Origin of the sequence: Parafannyhessea umbonata (genome assembly GCF_900111255.1) — a bacterium.
Taxonomy (GTDB): Bacteria; Actinomycetota; Coriobacteriia; order Coriobacteriales; family Atopobiaceae; genus Olsenella_J; species Olsenella_J umbonata_A.
The window spans coordinates 50,240-66,358 of record NZ_FOGP01000007.1 but is presented as its reverse complement, the minus strand read 5'-3'; the positions used below and the strand labels follow the sequence as shown (position 1 = coordinate 66,358).

Annotated in this window: 13 protein-coding genes; all 13 read right to left on the bottom strand. The window is 66.5% G+C overall.

The window, feature by feature from the left end; all coding sequences use genetic code 11:
- Positions 1-13: 13 nt before the first annotated feature.
- The 13 genes from groES to acpS all read right to left on the bottom strand — a co-directional run bounded on the left by groES (position 14) and on the right by acpS (position 16,118).
- Positions 14-304, bottom strand: a complete 291-nt coding sequence (gene groES, locus BMY31_RS08320) for a co-chaperone GroES (protein ID WP_078687754.1) — start codon at positions 302-304, stop codon at positions 14-16.
- A gap of 203 nt (positions 305-507) precedes the next feature.
- Positions 508-2,436 (bottom strand): NAD(+) synthase, encoded by a 1,929-nt coding sequence (locus BMY31_RS08315; protein WP_078687755.1) that lies wholly within the window; start codon positions 2,434-2,436, stop codon positions 508-510.
- A 90-nt stretch (positions 2,437-2,526) separates the two neighbouring features.
- Complete coding sequence (locus BMY31_RS08310) at positions 2,527-4,149, bottom strand: amidohydrolase (protein ID WP_091009768.1); 1,623 nt, start codon at positions 4,147-4,149, stop codon at positions 2,527-2,529.
- 11 nt (positions 4,150-4,160) lie between these two features.
- Entirely contained in the window at positions 4,161-5,591 is a 1,431-nt protein-coding gene (locus BMY31_RS08305; protein ID WP_091009765.1) for a M20/M25/M40 family metallo-hydrolase, read from the bottom strand.
- A 10-nt stretch (positions 5,592-5,601) separates the two neighbouring features.
- On the bottom strand, positions 5,602-6,378 hold the full coding sequence (locus BMY31_RS08300) for an amino acid ABC transporter ATP-binding protein (RefSeq protein ID WP_304528589.1): 777 nt from the start codon (positions 6,376-6,378) through the stop codon (positions 5,602-5,604).
- 12 nt (positions 6,379-6,390) lie between these two features.
- Positions 6,391-7,695 carry an amino acid ABC transporter permease gene (locus BMY31_RS08295; protein ID WP_091009762.1) on the bottom strand — a complete coding sequence of 435 codons (1,305 nt, stop codon included), beginning with the start codon at positions 7,693-7,695 and terminating at the stop codon, positions 6,391-6,393.
- Positions 7,696-7,802: 107 nt separating this feature from the next.
- Entirely contained in the window at positions 7,803-8,759 is a 957-nt protein-coding gene (locus tag BMY31_RS08290; RefSeq protein ID WP_091009758.1) for a transporter substrate-binding domain-containing protein, read from the bottom strand.
- Between the two features lie 282 nt (positions 8,760-9,041).
- Complete coding sequence (gene tsaD / locus BMY31_RS08285) at positions 9,042-11,504, bottom strand: tRNA (adenosine(37)-N6)-threonylcarbamoyltransferase complex transferase subunit TsaD (RefSeq protein WP_091009755.1); 2,463 nt, start codon at positions 11,502-11,504, stop codon at positions 9,042-9,044.
- 96 nt (positions 11,505-11,600) lie between these two features.
- Positions 11,601-12,122, bottom strand: coding sequence for a tRNA (adenosine(37)-N6)-threonylcarbamoyltransferase complex ATPase subunit type 1 TsaE (gene tsaE, locus BMY31_RS08280; RefSeq protein ID WP_078687761.1), 522 nt, complete (start codon positions 12,120-12,122; stop codon positions 11,601-11,603).
- The gene (locus tag BMY31_RS08275) at positions 12,119-12,736 is read right to left on the bottom strand and encodes a uracil-DNA glycosylase (protein ID WP_091009752.1); all 618 of its coding nucleotides are present in this window, start codon (positions 12,734-12,736) and stop codon (positions 12,119-12,121) included. Before BMY31_RS08275 ends, tsaE begins: the two co-directional genes overlap by 4 nt.
- A 9-nt stretch (positions 12,737-12,745) precedes the next feature.
- Positions 12,746-13,906, bottom strand: coding sequence for an alanine racemase (gene alr / locus BMY31_RS08270; protein WP_078687763.1), 1,161 nt, complete (start codon positions 13,904-13,906; stop codon positions 12,746-12,748).
- Positions 13,907-13,926: 20 nt separating this feature from the next.
- Positions 13,927-15,540, bottom strand: a complete 1,614-nt coding sequence (locus BMY31_RS08265) for an NAD(P)H-hydrate dehydratase (RefSeq protein ID WP_091009749.1) — start codon at positions 15,538-15,540, stop codon at positions 13,927-13,929.
- Entirely contained in the window at positions 15,540-16,118 is a 579-nt protein-coding gene (gene acpS / locus BMY31_RS08260; RefSeq protein WP_091009746.1) for a holo-ACP synthase, read from the bottom strand. The genes BMY31_RS08265 and acpS overlap by 1 nt, the downstream gene beginning before the upstream one ends.
- Position 16,119: the final 1 nt, after the last annotated feature.

The following is a 16,119-nucleotide window of genomic DNA, read 5'->3' as shown; positions in this document are numbered from 1 at the left end:
AAGGGACGCGAAGTTACTCGGTGATGATGGCGTAGATGTCATCCGCGCGAAGCAGCAGGAAATCCTCGCCGTCGAGCTTGACCTCGTTGCCGCCGAACTTGCCGTAGTAGACCTGGTCGCCAACCTGGACGTCAAGAGCGACGCGCTCGCCCTTCTCGTTCGTCTTGCCGGCGCCGACCGCGACGACCTCGCCGCGCTGCGGCTTCTCCTGTGCGCCGGAAGAGATGTAGAGACCGGTGGCAGTCTTCTCCTCCTTGGGAGCAGGCTTGACGAGGACGCGATCGCCCAAAGGCTTGAGAGTCATAGCTAACCTCCTAGAAACGCGCGCTGGGGCGCGTGACGCAGCGCAGGGCAACGCGGTGTTGCGCACCCCGCTTTTCCAACGTTGTGAATCATACCCAGAATGGAAGTCTTATACAACGATATTGAAAAAATCTTACATGCAACACTTAGATTTTCTCACCGACAAGAAGTAGGCTCTGAGCTGGTATTTTATTGCCCTTTGGCCTAGTTGAGTCCCTCAAGCTCCTTAAGCCACAGGGTCGCGCAGGCGTCCGAGGGCATACGGAGGTCGCCACGGGGAGAGACGGCCACCGAGCCGACCTTCGGCCCGTCCGGCAGGCAGCTGCGCTTGAACTGCTGCGCGAAGAACCTCCGATAGAAGGTCTTGAGCCACTTGAGCATGGTCGCGTCGTCGTAGCTCTCGCCCAGGGCGTAGCGCTCGAGGCGATACACCTTGCGCGGCCCGAAGCCGCGGCGCAGCACCTGGTAGAGCACGAAGTCGTGCAGCTCGTAGGGACCGACGAGGTCCTCGGTGCACTGGGCAATGGTGCCGTCCTGCTGGGCGGGCAGGAGCTCGGGCGAGACGGGCGTGTCGAGCACGTCCATGAGCACGTCGGCCAGCTCGCGCGAGCCGCAGGTGTCGGCCACATAGCGCACCAGGTGGCGCACGAGCGTCTTGGGGATGGACGCGTTGACGCCGTACATGCTCATGTGGTCGGCGTTGTAGGTCGCCCAGCCCAACGCGAGCTCCGAGAGGTCGCCGGTACCCACGACCAGGCCGCCCTCCTGGTTCGCGATGTCCATCAGAATCTGCGTGCGCTCGCGCGCCTGCGCGTTCTCGTACGTGACGGAGTGGTCGGACTCGTCGTGGCCTATGTCGGCAAAGTGCTGGCGCACAGACGCGGCTATCGAGACCTCGCGCAGCGTGGCGCCAAGGGCGTCGGCCATGACGGTTGCGTTGCCGTGCGTGCGCTCGGTGGTGCCGAAGCCCGGCATGGTGACGGCGATGATGCCCGAGCGGTCGAGACCGAGCAGGTCGAAGGCGCGAGCGGTTACCAGCAGGGCGAGCGTCGAGTCGAGGCCTCCCGAGACGCCGATCACCGCGGAGCCCGCATGCGTGTGCGACAGGCGCTTGGCCAGGCCATAGGACTGGATCGAGAGGACGTCCTCGCAGCGCTCGTTGCGGCGCCGGGCGCTCGCGGGCACGAACGGATGGGGGTCGACGCGACGCGACAGCCTGGTCTGCCCCACCTCAAGGGAGAAGGGCGTGACCTCGTAGCCCGCGGCCTCGGGCGACGGCGCGGCCTCGTACGTGGAGAGGCGCCTGCGCTCGGCCGCGAGCATGTCGACGTCGATCTCGCTCTGGGCCTGCGCGTGGCCGAAGGGCTCGCCCTCGGCCAACAGCGTCCCGTTCTCGGCAACCATGTCATGGGCCGAGAAGACGACGTCCTGCGTAGACTCCTCCCAGCCGGCGCTGGTGTAGACGTAGCCGCAGACCAGGCGGGCACTCTGCCCCACCACAAGGTCGCGGCGGTAGGACGCCTTGCCGACGATGGCATTGGAGGCCGAGAGGTTGCAGATCACCGTTGCGCCGGCGCGCGCATGCGCGATCGAGGGAGGCTCGCTCACCCACAAGTCCTCGCAGACCTCCGCCGCGACGACGAGGTTGGGCACGCTCTCGCACGAGAACAGCTGGCTCGTGCCGAAGGGGACGCCCTTCTCGCCCGCGAAGTCGACGTAGGAGACCTCCCGCGGCCCGCTCGCAAAGTGCCGGGCCTCGTAGAACTCGTTGTAGTTGGGGATGAACGTCTTGGGAACGATGCCCAGGACGCGGCCGCCCTTGAGCGCGACCGCGCAGTTGTAGAGCTTGTTCCCGGCGATCACCGGAGTCCCGACCAGAACCAGGACGTCCAGGGCGGCGACCCTCTGGGCAAGGCGGGCGACGCCCCTCTCGGCCGCGCGCAGCAGCTTGTCCTGCCAGAAGAGGTCCTCGCAGGTGTAGCCCGTCACGGCCAGCTCGGGCAGCACCACGATCTTGGCGCCGCCCTGCGCTGCGTCCGTCACCTCGTGCTCGCAGGCCTCGACGTTGAAGTCGACGTCCGCCACCCTCACGCGCGGGGTGCGAGCCGCGACGCTTACGAATCCGTCCTGCATTGGTCCTCCTTGGCCGTTGGGTTTCACACGATGGTACCCAAAACGTGCGGACGTCGTGTGGCGGGCAGGAAGGGCTTCCTGCCGCGCCCGCTATCGCTCCCAGGCCAGCACGCCGCCCACGTAAGTGGCCGTCGCGCGCACGTCCTGGATCTGCTCGGGGTCAGCCTGCATGAGGTCGCGGTCGAGCACGACGAAGTCGGCGAGCTTGCCCGGCTCGAGCGTGCCCAGGTCGGCCTCGCGGCCGGCCACACGGGCCGGGCCCCGCGTGTAGGCGTCGATGGCCTTGGCCATGCCGATGCGCTCCCGGGGAAGCCAGCCGCCTGCCGGCTGGTTGTCCCAGGGCTGCTCCCTGGTGACGGCGCAGCTCAGGACCTGCATGGCGCTGTTGGGGACGCAGGGACTGTCCGTGCCGAAGGCCATGGTGACGCCCGCGCGCTCATAGCTCGCGAAGGGCCACATGAAGCCCGCGCGCTCCGCCCCCAGGTCGCGCTCGGGCTGCGTCACGTCGATCACGACGTGCTGCGGCTGCACCGAGGCCACCAGGTCGATGTCGGCCATGGCCCGCACGTCGTCCGGCGTCAGGTTCTCGACGTGCTCGATGGAGTTCATCCCCTGGCGAGGACGCCCGTACTTCTGGAGCGCCTCGCGGAAGATGTCGATGGCCACGGAAATCGCGCGGTCCCCGATGGTGTGGATGCGCGTCGCGATGCCCCGCTCCGCCGCGCCCAGGACATACTTGCGCATGACCTCGGGGTCCACGGTCGGGCGACCGCAGTCGCCCTCGAAGTAGGGGTTCGCGTAGGGCTTGTGCAGCCAGGCCGTGTGCGCGCTCGAGACGCCGTCGAAGAACTGCTTGGTGCCCGGAGCGCGCAGGAGGTCCCCGCCCAGGCGGGACTGCAGGCCCTCGATGCGATCGAAGTCGCCCACGTTCTGCGGGAACATGCTGACGCGCAGCGGCAGGCGACCCTGGGCGAGCAGCTCCTCGTAGATGTCATCGTTCACGTAGTCGGCGCCCGGCAGGGCCGAAAGCGCCATGTCGCACACGCTCGTGATTCCCTGCGACAGGCACCTCTGGAAGTAGTCCTCGTAGGCTCGCATGACGCCGGCTCGCGGCAGGCTCGCGAAGACCTTCGCGACGTAGACCATGCCGGCGGCCTCGCGAAGCACGCCCGTCAGGCGACCACCCTCGTCACGCGAGAACACGCCACCCCGGGGCGGCTCGGTCTCTTGCGTGATGCCCAACGTGCGCAGGCCCGCGCTATTGAGCCAGAGCGTGTGCAGGTCCCCGGAGTACATGGCCACCGGGCGGTCGGGAAAGGCCGCGTCAAGGGAGTCGCGCGTGGGCGGAGCTGCCGGCTCCCACAGGTCGGCACGCCAGCCCTGGCCCACCAGCCACCCGTCGCCGGGATGCGACCGCGCGAAGGCGCGCAGGTGCTCCACGCACTCGGCCTCGCTGTGCCCCGGGAAGGAGCACGCGAGGTCCGAGTCGAAGAGCGCCGTGTGGAACACGTGCTGGTGCGCGTCGTGGAAGCCGGGGCAGACGAATGCGTCGCCATAGTCGCGGACCGGGGCGTCGTCCGAAAGCGCCGCGGCCTCCTCGGGGCTGCAGATGGCTTTGATGCGCGAGTCCTCCATCACAAGCGCGGCTCGCTCGTCCGGCCTCCCCTCGCTCACATAGACGTGGTCGGCACAAACGACGCTGACATCGGCCATCGGTGGTCCCCCTAGAGCATCGTCTCCTGGATGAGACGAATGAAGAATCTGATTCCCTGCAGATACGCGCGTCTGGTGATGCGCTCGTCGGTCCCATGGACGCCGCGAGCGACCTCGTCGGCGTCGGCCACGAATGCCGAGAAGCGCATGCACGTGTCGCAGACGCGCTCATACATACTAGCGTCCGTCGCGCCCGATACGATGGCGGGAATCAGCGCGAGCGGCTCGTCGGTCTGGGGGTCCACGAAGTAGCGGCTTGCGACGTCCACGAGCTTCCGGAAGCCGTAGCCGTCGGAGCGCGACGTGGCGGACGGGTCGTTGGCCGCGTCGTTCAGCAGCTCGACCTCGACGGGAAGCCCCGCGACGTCCTCGCTCACGGCACGCAGGACGTCGGCGGTCGTCACGCCCGGAAGCAGGCGGAAGTTGATGGTGGCGCTCATGTCCTGCGGCATGACGTTCGCCTGTTGGGACCCGCCCTCGATCATCGTGGGCGCGCAGGTGGTGGTGACGAACGGGTACAGCTCGCGACGGCTCGCGAACTCGCGGGCGATGGCGTCGGCGTTTGCGTCAATCGCCGCGCGGCCGCCACGCACGAGCGACGCCAGGGGCTCGGCCGTAATGGTCGGCGCCAGGCACTCGAGCATGCGGCGGTTGATGTCGATGAGCTCGACGGGCCACTCCCGGCGGGAGATGCGGGCGATCGCCTCGGACAGCGTCGCCAGGGACGTCCCCCCAAACGGGTTGGACGAATGGCCGCCGGCGCTGCGGACGGTCAGGCGGACGTCGGCATAGCCCTTCTCGCACAGATTGACGCGCATGCCAAAGCGGCCGGGGGCGCCGTAGATGCCGGTGTCGACGATGTTGTAGTCACCCTCGTCAACCAGGTACTCGAAGCGAAGGCCGCGCTCCTCGAGCAGCCTTCCCATGGCGCGGGCTCCCGACTGGGCCATCTCCTCGTCCTGGCCGAAGCACAGCATGAGCGTGCGCCTGAAGCGCCAGCCATGGGCGAGCGCGTACTCGGTCGCCTCGAGCTCGCCCATCAGCTGGTCGGTCATGTCGAGGGCACCGCGGCCCCAGACGTAGGTGTCGTCCACGTGCCCCGAGAACGCATCGTGCTCCCAGTCGTCCTCCGTCCCCTCGACCACGGGAACGACATCCATATGCGCGATGAAGAGCGCGGGCAGAAGCGAGGGGTCTTCTCCGCTGATGGTGAGCATGAGCGAGTGGTCGACGTGCTCGACCGCAGCCCGCCCGAACGTAAGCGGGAACGATGCGCGAAGGTGCGCCTCGAGCTCGTCAAACGTCGACCAGTCCGTCGTGTCGCGCGTGGGTCCGTCAACGGTCTTGATCGAGAGGGCGCGCCCCAGTCGGGCGCATGCCCCCTCCTCGCTCATGTCGGAATAGTCATCCTCGTGCGAGAAGAACTTCCATACCTGTGCCATGCCCTGCCTCCTATGCGACTCCGGTGTCCTCGAGATAGCGAGAGAGGAACTCCCGGGTGCGCGGGTGCTCGGGACTCGTGAAGAGCTTGCTCGGGCTGCCCTGCTCGGCGATGACGCCCTGGTCCATGAAGACGACCTTGTCCGAGACGTTCTTGGCGAAGTCCATCTCGTGCGTCACGACGACCATCGTCATGCCCTGGGCCGCAAGGTCGCGCATGACGTTGAGGACCTCGCCCACGATCTCGGGGTCGAGGGCGGAGGTCGGCTCGTCGAACAGCATGAGGTCGGGCTTCATGCAAAGCGCGCGGGCGATGGCGACGCGCTGCTTCTGGCCGCCCGAGAGCGAGGTCGAGGGGGCGCTCGCGAAGTCCAGAAGGCCGACCGCCTCGAGGTTGCGCTTGGCCTCGGCCTCGGCCTCGGCCTTGCCCATCTTCTTGAGGGTAATGGGCGCAAGGGTGCAGTTGTCCAGCACGTTGAGGTTGTTGAACAGGTTGAAGCTCTGGAAGACCATGCCGATCTTCTCGCGCAGGGCGTTCACGTCCACGTGCTCGGCGGCAAGGTCCTGGCCATGGAACCACACGTGCCCGGAGTCGGGCGTCTCGAGCAGGTTGATGCAGCGCAGCAGCGTCGACTTGCCCGAGCCCGAGGCGCCGATGATGGTGACGACCTCGCCCGGCATGACCTTGAAGTCGATGTTCTTCAGGACCTCGTGGGAGCCGAACGACTTGCGCAGGCCCTCGACGTGGATGATGGGCTCGGCGGAGCCGTTGTTGGAAGCGTTAGTCATTGTTCTTCTCCCCTACCTCTTGGACGACGGCTTCTTGCCGTGCGCGCCCTTGTGGTGCTCGTCCAGCTTGACCTTCCTGGGATCGGCCTTGCCGCCCGCGGTGCCGGCGGTGGACGTCACGTCGGACGTGCTCAGCACGGGGCCGGGGTCAGAGGCGTCGAGCCGGAGCGCAAGCATCGAGAGGAGCTTGCTGGCCACCATCGTGAGGATGAGGTAGCACAGGGTGGCAACGGCGTAGACCTCGAGCTGTCGGTAGTAGATGCCGGCGACCGTGGTCGTCGCGAACATGAGGTCGAACACACCGATGACCGAGAGGACCGAGGAGTCCTTGATGTTGATGACGAGCTCGTTCGAGAGGGCGGGGATGGCGTTCTTGATGCCCTGCGGGAAGACGACCTTGGTCATCGCCTGCCACTGCGAGAGGCCCAGCGAGCGCGCGGCCTCGGTCTGGCCGTCGTCGACGGCCTCGATGCCGCCGCGCAGGACCTCCATCATGTAGGCGGTCGAGTTGAGCGAGATGGTGACCAGGCCCGCGACGAACGTGGACCAGATGGCGCCGATCTGCGACGCGGACATGCCGGTGCCGCGCAGGGCCGCGAAGCCCGCGAAGTAGATGAGAAGGGACTGGACCATCATCGGCGTGCCGCGCACCACGGCAGAGTAGACGCGCGCGAAACCGACGCCCAGGACCTTGAAGAAACGGACGGCGTCGTTGTCCGGGCGATCGATCTGCTGGATGCGCAGGAAGACCAGGAGTATCGCCAGGAAGAAGGCGATGATGGTGCCGAAAAGGGCAAGCTCGATGGTCGTGAGGATGCCCTGAACGAAGATGTCCCTACCCTCGAAGACCATGTAGACGGCGCCGGGCAGGAAGCCCTGGGGGGTGGAGTCGGACGCGATGGCGGCACCAACGACCGAGGCGAACCCCATGACCGCACGGTCGACGAAGAGCACGCAGGTGATCGCGGCGACCACGTACGACGCGATGCGCTCGGCGCGGCGGGCGGCAGGACGCGCGAGTGGGGACGTGGTTGCATAGTCACGCCACTTGACGAGCTTGTTGACCAGGGCGACGGCCGCCACGGCGAGGAACAGCACGAGCGCGTAGTACAGGACCACCTCGACGGCATAGGACTGAGCGAGGAAGCTCATGTCGCTGCGCGGCTGCATGGAGAGCCACATGCCAACGAGCGCGATGACGCTCGTTCCCAGGAATACGTAGCGATGATCGTTGAGCACAAAGCCGGCGAAGCCGTGCCTGTCGCCCCTTGACTGTGCGGGGAGGGAGGGGTCAGAGCCCTCGTGGTTGCTGCTCATTGCGTCGCAACCTCCTTTTTCGAGTTAACGGGAACGGCGCCCGCCCGCAAGACCCATGTCTCTCGGGCGCGCGCCGCAGTACGTGCGGTTGAGAGGAGAAGTGCTTCTTACTCGGGAGTGCGATCGACGCAGGCGTCGAAGATCTCCTGGCGCTTGTCGTCCGAGTAGGCGGCAATCGCGTCGTTGATCTTCTTCAGGACGGCGTCCTGTCCCTTCTTGATGCCAGCGTTGACGGGGACGGTCTCCTTGAAGCCCTTGCCCTCGTCAAACTGGACGGCGACGAGGTCGGGGTTGGCGCGCAGGAAGCTCTTGGTGCTCTCGGTGTTGAAGGTGATGGCGTCACATGTCCCCTGGTTGAGCTGGGAAATCATGTTGGGAACGGTCTCGACCGGCGTCAGGTGGTTGACCTCGGGAATCTCATCGATGACCTGGTCGAGGAGCGTGTCCTTCTGGCCCAGGACCGCAGCACCCTTGAAATCCTCAAGCGAGGTGGCGCTTGCGTAGGGAGAGTCCTTCTTGACAAGCAGCCCGAAGCCGCCGACGAAGTAGGGGTCAGAGAAGTCGATTGCCTGCTTGCGCTCTTCGGTCGCGGACATGCCGGCGCAGATGATGTCGATCTGGCCGTTGTTGAGCGAGTCGATCAGACCCGAGAAGGCCATCTTGATGGCAACGGGCTCCATGCCCAGCGCCTCGGCAATCACCTTGGCGAATTGCACGTCGTAGCCATCGGCGTAGGCACCGGAGACGTTGTCGACGGGAATGGTGGTGTCAGAAGACTCGGAGGTCTGCCAGTTGTAGGGCGCGTAGGCAACCTCCATGCCGACGCGAAGGGTCTTGCCGTCGCCCAGGGTGGCGGCAGACGAGTCGGAGGAGCTGTCAGAGGAATCGGACCCAGAGGCGCCGGGGGCCGCAGGGCCGCAGGCGCTCAGCAAAGAGGTGCCCGCTGCGGCGGCGGCGGTGACGCCAGAAAGCCTGAGGAAGCCACGACGCGAGAGCTTGTCCAGATGCTCGCTCTCTGAGACATTTTGCAGATGCTGGTTATGGGTAGGGTTGGCCTTGGTCATGGTGGTTCCTTCTTTCCTTCTGAAAACTGCCTAAAGTCCCCTTCCGTGCTCCGCAACCGGAGGGGACCTATTCCCCTCCCCCTTGCAACCTAATGCGAGAAAGTTACGTGCACGAGGTCAGAATACGACAGCTATCAAATTCGAAAGTGAAGTCCCCGTCCTTGGTAACACGGGTTTAACCAGCGATTATATCCCTCTTTACCATATGCAATAAAACGGTGCCGCGATGCGCCCAAGCATCGCGGCACCACCCGACAGCGAAAAGATTAATCCCGCCTGACCTTAGGATTGTGCAGGCCAGTCCCCTCCTATCAGTGGCGCCGCGGTAGAGCTCCAGGCACCCAGCTTTGCATTGGGATTTGCGTCGAGCGAAAGGTCGGCCATCACGCCGTCTCTATAATTTCGCAGGGCGACGACCGCGATCATGGCGCCGTTGTCTCCGCAGACGGACAGCGGCGGAACGCTCACCCTGACCCCCATGCGCCTGAAGCGCTTCTTGTACGCCTCGCGCAGCTGGGGGTTCGCAGCAACGCCGCCGCCCACGCAGAAGTCCGAGACGCCCGTCTGCAGGACGGCCTCCGCGGCCTTGGCAACCTGGACGTCGATGACCGCCGCCTCGAACGAGGCGGCGAGGTCCGGGAGGTTGATTGGCCTTCCGGCCTTGTTCTCGCCCTCGATGTAGGTGATGACGGCCGTCTTCAGGCCGGAGAGCGAGAAGCGGAAGTCATGGCTGTGCATCATGGCGCGGGGGAAGTGGATCGCCTTCTTGTTTCCGCGGGCGGCGAGCTTGGAGATGATGGGGCCGCCCGGGTAGCCCAGCCCCAAGGCCTTTGCGACCTTGTCGAAGGCCTCGCCCACCGCATCGTCGATGGTGGAGCCCAGGACCTCGTAGTCACCCCACTCCTTTACGTGGACCAGCATGGTGTTGCCGCCAGACACGAGGCTTGCGACAAAGGGCGGCTCGAGCTCGCGGTTGGCGAAGAGGTTCGCCAGAAGGTGACCCTCGAGATGGTTCACGGCCACGAGCGGAAGGTCGGTTGCGGCGCAAACGCCCTTTGCGAAGGCGACGCCGACCACCAGCGCGCCCACGAGGCCGGGCCCCGCCGTCACGCCCACGGCAGAGAGGTCCGCGGGAGTCAGTGTGTCGCAGCCAAAGTGGGCGCCGGCCCGGGCGAGCGTCTCCTCGAAGACGCCGACAATGGCCTCGACGTGCTTGCGCGAGGCAATCTCGGGCACAACGCCGCCAAAGCGGGCGTGGAAGTCGATTGAGGTCGCGACGACATTCGCGCAGATGGTTCCATGCGAGTCGATGATGGCCATGGCGGTCTCGTCGCAGGACGACTCGACCGAGAGGATCAGGCCTCCCGCGGCATCCAGCGCGCGCAGGCAGTCCTCGCTCCTCTTGCCCACCTCGATGGGCCACGGGCGCACCGAGGCGCTCGGCTCGACGCGCTCCCCCTGCAGACGCGATGCGTCGAGCGGCAGATCGACCGAGAGGATGAGTGCGTCCTCGCCCTGGCCGTAGTAGTTCGGACGCTTGCCCGTCCGTCGCATGCCAAGGCACTCGTACAGCGCGCGGCCCGCCGCGTTCTTCTCCTCCACCTCGAGTGAGGCAGTCTTGGCACCGAGCATCTGGGCGTCATAGGCAATGCGCGCGAACAGGCGCGACGCCAGCCCCTCGCGACGGCGCGCGGGGCACACGACCACGTCTGTCACCTCGAAGTCATCCCCCGCGAGCATGCCGCCCGCAAAGCCGATGATCTCGCCGCGATCATGCGCGACCCACCAGGAACGTCCCGGCTGGGAGAGGTCCTCGAAGAAGAGCTGGCGAGACCACGGCGTGTGCGCCGCGTCCTGGTAGACCTCGGCCTCGAGCTCCGCGACGGCCTCGAGGTCGTTCACGGTCATCGGCCTCAGCTGCGAGTGAATGCCCGCCAGCAGGTCGTCGACGCCCGTGGTCTGCACGCTGGCCGGCTCCGCCATGCCAAGGCGCCTGCGCTCGTTTTCCTCCGCGTCGGAAAGGCGCGTGTAGATGGGAAGCACCAGCGCGGGGTCGCCGTCGCCCAAATGGGCCTCGGGCGCGACGGCTGCGTGCAGCAGGCCGGAGCCGGTGGGATGCCAGATGGCCTCGTCGGCAATGCACGAGAAGCCCGCATCCTCGAACTTCGCGCGGTACTTCTTGAGGCCGTCACCCGATATCGTCAGGTCGCCCCCGTCGCCGCGGGCGGAGAGCTCCTCGACGAACGCGTCAGCCTTGAGGACGCGCTCGGACGCGAACCGTCGGTGCGCGCCATTGTCATCGAGCGCATAGTCGCCCGGATAGACCTCTCCGCGCATGGCGTCGCCCACCACCAGGAGCTTGCCGCGCACGCCAGCCTCCCACGCGGTCCAGGCGGCCGCGTCGAGCGTCGACGCCCCGTACAGGGGCTTGCCCAGACCACAGGCCAGCCCCTTTGCCGTGGCGATGCCGATGCGGACCCCCGTGAAGGAGCCGGGCCCCCTCCCCACCAGGACCGCGTCGACGTCCGCCATCGCAAGGCCGGCCTCCTCGAGCGCGGCGCGGCAGCTGTTGGCCAGCTCCTCGTTGGCATGACGACGGCACAGGTGGTCGCGCGTGGCCAGCGTCTTGCAGCTCGGGGCCGCGTCGCCACCCTCCCATGTGCCCACGGCGCAGGCGAGCATGTCGGTCGAGGTGTCTACGGCAAGGATGGTGCGGACGCTCATCTGGGGTGCTTCGGTACTCATGTGCGATTGTCTCTTTCGTAGGCCCGCGTCACAACGACGGGCAATTTGCGGGGCGAGAAGCGCATGCACGCCATGGCCCTTACCCCGCCCTTCCGGTTAGTTCATCTGCTGGGCCTGCGCCTCGAGGGCGTCCAACAGCTCTTCTCCCCGCGCGTCGTGAGCGCGCAGGGAGATCAGGCGCGGCGGCTCCTCTCCCGGGGCCGCCTCGTCGTCGAGGCGCGTGACGAACACGTCGATGCGCTCTTCTCCAATGTCGTCAGAGAACTGCTCGCCCCACTCGATGACGCAAGGACCGTCTGAGCCCAGCACGTCGAAGAGGCCCGTGTCCTCAAGCTGCGAAGCGGAGTCCAGGCGGTACAGGTCGAAGTGGTAGAGGGGAAGGTCGCGGCCCTCGTAGACCATCTCGATGGTGAAGGTCGGGCTCGTGACGTCGCCATCGACGCCCATGCCGCGTGCGATTCCCTTGGTGAGCTGGGTCTTCCCCGCCCCCAGGTCGCCCGTGAGGACGAGCACGTCGCCCTCCCGCAGGACACGGCCCAAGGCCTCGCCCACGGCTATCGTCTGCTCGGCCGAGGTCGAGCGGAACTCGCCCCTTCCGACCCTTGTCGCGACGCTCATTGTGCCTCCTCCTGCCTCGGGCTTTCCTTCAGCCAGTCACCCAGCATCGTCAGGTCTGCCTCGAGCAGCGGCGTCCACTCCTCGTGGTAGAGCGTCGCCGCCGGATGGAACGTGGGGATGACCTTGAAATGCCCGGTCTCGTACATCTTGCCGCGAAGCTGCGTCACGCCCCTATCGGTGCGCAAGACGAACTGCGTGGCGAAGTTGCCCAGGCACACGATCACGTCTGGCCAGATGCTGCGGATCTGCTCGCGCAGGAAGGGCGAGCAGGCCTTGATCTCCTCGGGACGTGGGTTGCGGTTCGAGGGCGGCCGGCACTTGATGACGTTCGCGATGTACACGTCCTCGCGCCTCAGCCCAGCCAAGCCCAAGAGCGAGTCAAGCCTCTTTCCGGCCTGGCCCACGAAGGGCTCGCCCTGGACGTCCTCGTTCTTGCCAGGCCCCTCGCCGACGAACATCACGCGAGCATGGGGGTTTCCCGTCCCGAACACGAGGTTGGTTCGCGTCTGGCCCAGGGGACAGAGCTGGCAGTTGCCCATGACGTCACGTATCTCTTGGAGCGCGACCTCACCCGGGCGCTGGTGCTCATGCCCGGGAATGTGCATGACACCCACAAGAACCTCCTAGACGAAGACCCTGTCAAGACGCTGCGAGAAGTTGCAGACGACCTCGTAGTTAATCGTGTTGCGACGCGCCGCCATCTCGTCGGCCGTGATCTCCTCGTCGCCGTCGCGACCGATGATGGTCACGACGTCGCCACGCTCGACCGAGCGGGCCGGGTGATAGGCGCGGATGCTGTTGACGTCCACGGCGAACATGAACTGGTCCATGCAGATACGTCCGACCTGGCGGGCACGGGTGCCGTTGCAGATGACATCCATGTTGTTGGAGAGGACGCGCGAGAGCCCGTCCGCGTAGCCCACGGGAACCGTGGCGATCTGGATGTTGGGCTTCGGCACGCGATAGGTCAGGCCGTAGCCGACGCCCTCGCCCACGGCCGGGTTGATGACGCGCGTCACGCGGGCGCGCACGCTCATGGCAGGCGTCAGCGCGATGCGAGGCGCGGTGGTCTCGGCAGCCTGAAGGCCGTAGAGGCCGATGCCCACGCGGCACATGTCATAGTGGAACTCGGGATGGAGCAGAGTGCCGGGGGTGTTGTCGCAGTGCACGAGCCCCGTCTCGAACCCCGCCTGGCGAAGCGCGCCCACCGTGTCGGCAAAGCGGCGCGCCTGCTGTTTGAAGTCCCAGTCGCCGATGACGTCGGCCGTCGCGAAGTGCGTGAATGTGCCCGCGCACTCCAGGCCGCGATGGAAGTCGATGCTGTGGCGGAATTCGACCGCGTCCTCGGGAAGCACGCCGATGCGCGTCATGCCCGTGTCCACCGCCAGGTGGTACTTGCCGACCTTGTCCAGGGCGACGGCGCGCTCGCCATAGGCATAGGCGAACTCCGTGGTGTAGATGGCCGGCATGATGTCGTAGGCCAGCAGGTCGTCAATGCCCTCGAGCGGCGACTCGTTGAGCATGAGGATGGGCTGGGTCACCCCGCCCTTTCTCAGCTCGATACCCTCGTCGACCGTGGCGACGGCAAACTGGTCCGCGCCCGCGGAGTGCATGGTCTTGGCGCACTCGACGGCACCGTGACCATAGGCGTCCGCCTTGACGGCGCACATCATCTTGGTGCCGCGCTCAATCTGCGCCTTGAAGGCCCTGGTGTTCTTGCGAATGGCGTTGAGGTCAACCTCGACCCATGCCCATCGGTTCTTGGGATACTTAACGGTCGGCATCGCTGCGTTTCCTCCAGTCGCTAATCCATATCCGTGGATTCGGGGAAGGCGATCTGCTCTTCGAGCGCGTCCTCGGCGAGTCCCAATGCATCAATAATGTCACGCGCCATCACGCCGTGAGAGCCAAAGCGCTCGGCCGCAATCGAACCGGCGTAGCCATGGACCTCGCAGGCGAGCGCGGAAAGAACGGGTAGGTCATCGTTGCCCACGTTGGAGCGGGCAAGAAATGCCGCGACCACGCCTCCCAGCACGTCCCCAGACCCGGCGGTGGCCAGGGCCGCGGGGCCTGGCTTGGGCAGGACGGCCGCGTCGACGCTCACACACGCGGTTGCGGAGCCCTTGGCGACGACCGTTATCTCGCTGCCACCATCGGTCCAGACGATGCGCCTTGCGGCCTCCATCGCTGCGGTGAGGGACGCGGGAGGAACCTCCTGCTGCCCCACAAGCCTGCCGAGCTCGCGACGGTGCGGGGTCAGGATGAGCGGCTCGTTCCTGCGAAGCAGCTCGGGGAAGTCATCCAGCTTGTTGGACGTCAGGCGAGCCAGGCAGTTCAGGCCATCGGCATCGATGACCAGCGGGACCTCGCTCGAGATCAGCTTGGAGACCACGCCGACCGTGCCACCGCTCACGCGCATGCCGGGGCCAACCAGGGTCGCCGTGCGCTTGAGGGCGAGCTCGGCCACGATGTCCGCGGCCTCGGCCGAGAAGGTGCCGTCCGGGTCGGAGGGAAGCCCCATGACCGGAATCTCGGGCATCTGCGACTGCAGGATGGGGGCGACAGGCTCGGGAACGGCAAGGGTCACGTAGCCGGCGCCGGAGCGAGCGGCCGCCTGGGCGGCCAGGAGCGGGGCGCCCGGGAAGCGGAGGGAGCCTCCGACGACCAGCACCGACCCGCGCGTGAACTTGTCAACCGCATTGGAGGGCGGCGCGAGCACGTCGACATAGTCCTCGAGGTCGGCCCTCCAGGCGACGGGGTCCGCCTCGAGCACCAGACGCTCGGTCTGCTCGGCAAGCGGGGCGACGACGATGGTTCCGCAGGCGTCGCGGCCCATGTCCGCAAGCAGGCCGGGCTTGAGCACCAGCATGGTGACCGTCATGTCGGCGATGACGCACCTAGAAGACGCAAGACCCGTCTGGGCGGAAAGACCGCTGGGGACGTCGACGGCGATGACCGTGGCGCCCGACGCGTTGATGCACTCGATCCAGATGTCAAAGGGGGCGCGGGGGTCTCCGTGGAACCCGGTGCCCAGCATCGCGTCGACAACGACGTCAGTCGAGAGCAGCAGCTCCTCGACACGACCCTTCGGCGGGGCGACGAGCATCTTCACGCCGGCCGCCTGGGCGCTCTTTGCGACCACGCGGGCGAGGTCGCCCTGGATGTCATCGGGGGCGACCGGCGTGACCACCGTCACGTCGATGTCGCGCTTGCGAAGAGACTCGGCGGCAACCCAGCCGTCGCCACCGTTGTTGCCGAGGCCGCAAAAGACCGTGACCGAGGACACGTCGTCGGTGCGCATGACCTCGTTCGCGGCGGCGGTGCCCGCCCTGTGCATGAGCTCGGAGATGCTGACGCCCACCTCGGTCAGGCCGCTCTCCACACGCTTTACGTCCTCGACGTTAAGTACTGGCTGCATTATTCGTCACTCCCCCGAGCATCCGCAAAGGGTATCTGCTCCATCGCGGGTTCTTCTTCCCCGCGCTCTTCCCCGTCAAGTGTGTCCAAGATTCCGTCCTGAAGGCGCTCAAGCTCGTCAATCACCGAGCGGGCCTGCTTGAATGAGGCCTGGAGCTCCTTGAGGGGGTCCGTCGTCTCGTCCGCCTTGGGACGAACGTCGTCCGTCATCGCCACGGCGTTGGCCACGGCAACCTCGTGGGTGTGCGAGAGCGACAGCAGGACCTCCTGGACGCCCTGCTCCGCCGCCACCTCGGCGGCCCTTCCCGTCAGAACCGCGACGGGACGGCCCCGCGAGTCTCGCCCGACCGACACGTCACGCACCTTCACGCCCTGCGAGAAGCCCGTGCCCAACGCCTTGAGCGTCGCCTCGCGCGCCGCGAAACGGGCCGCATAGTGCTCGGTGGGACGCGCGGTCCCCTCGCAATAGATGCGCTCCTCTTCGGTGAACACCCTCTGGAGGAAGGAGGGATGGCGGCTGATCGCACGCTCCATCCTCTTGATCTCGAGCATGTCCACGCCCACGCCGGCTCGTGCCACG

Coding starts and splice junctions, on each gene's coding strand:
- groES (WP_078687754.1), bottom strand. CDS start 304: ATGACTCTCAAGCCTTTGGGCGATCGCGTCCTCGTCAAGCCTGCTCCC.
- BMY31_RS08315 (WP_078687755.1), bottom strand. CDS start 2,436: ATGCAGGACGGATTCGTAAGCGTCGCGGCTCGCACCCCGCGCGTGAGG.
- BMY31_RS08310 (WP_091009768.1), bottom strand. CDS start 4,149: ATGGCCGATGTCAGCGTCGTTTGTGCCGACCACGTCTATGTGAGCGAG.
- BMY31_RS08305 (WP_091009765.1), bottom strand. CDS start 5,591: ATGGCACAGGTATGGAAGTTCTTCTCGCACGAGGATGACTATTCCGAC.
- BMY31_RS08300 (WP_304528589.1), bottom strand. CDS start 6,378: ATGACTAACGCTTCCAACAACGGCTCCGCCGAGCCCATCATCCACGTC.
- BMY31_RS08295 (WP_091009762.1), bottom strand. CDS start 7,695: ATGAGCAGCAACCACGAGGGCTCTGACCCCTCCCTCCCCGCACAGTCA.
- BMY31_RS08290 (WP_091009758.1), bottom strand. CDS start 8,759: ATGACCAAGGCCAACCCTACCCATAACCAGCATCTGCAAAATGTCTCA.
- tsaD (WP_091009755.1), bottom strand. CDS start 11,504: ATGAGTACCGAAGCACCCCAGATGAGCGTCCGCACCATCCTTGCCGTA.
- tsaE (WP_078687761.1), bottom strand. CDS start 12,122: ATGAGCGTCGCGACAAGGGTCGGAAGGGGCGAGTTCCGCTCGACCTCG.
- alr (WP_078687763.1), bottom strand. CDS start 13,906: ATGCCGACCGTTAAGTATCCCAAGAACCGATGGGCATGGGTCGAGGTT.
- BMY31_RS08265 (WP_091009749.1), bottom strand. CDS start 15,540: ATGCAGCCAGTACTTAACGTCGAGGACGTAAAGCGTGTGGAGAGCGGC.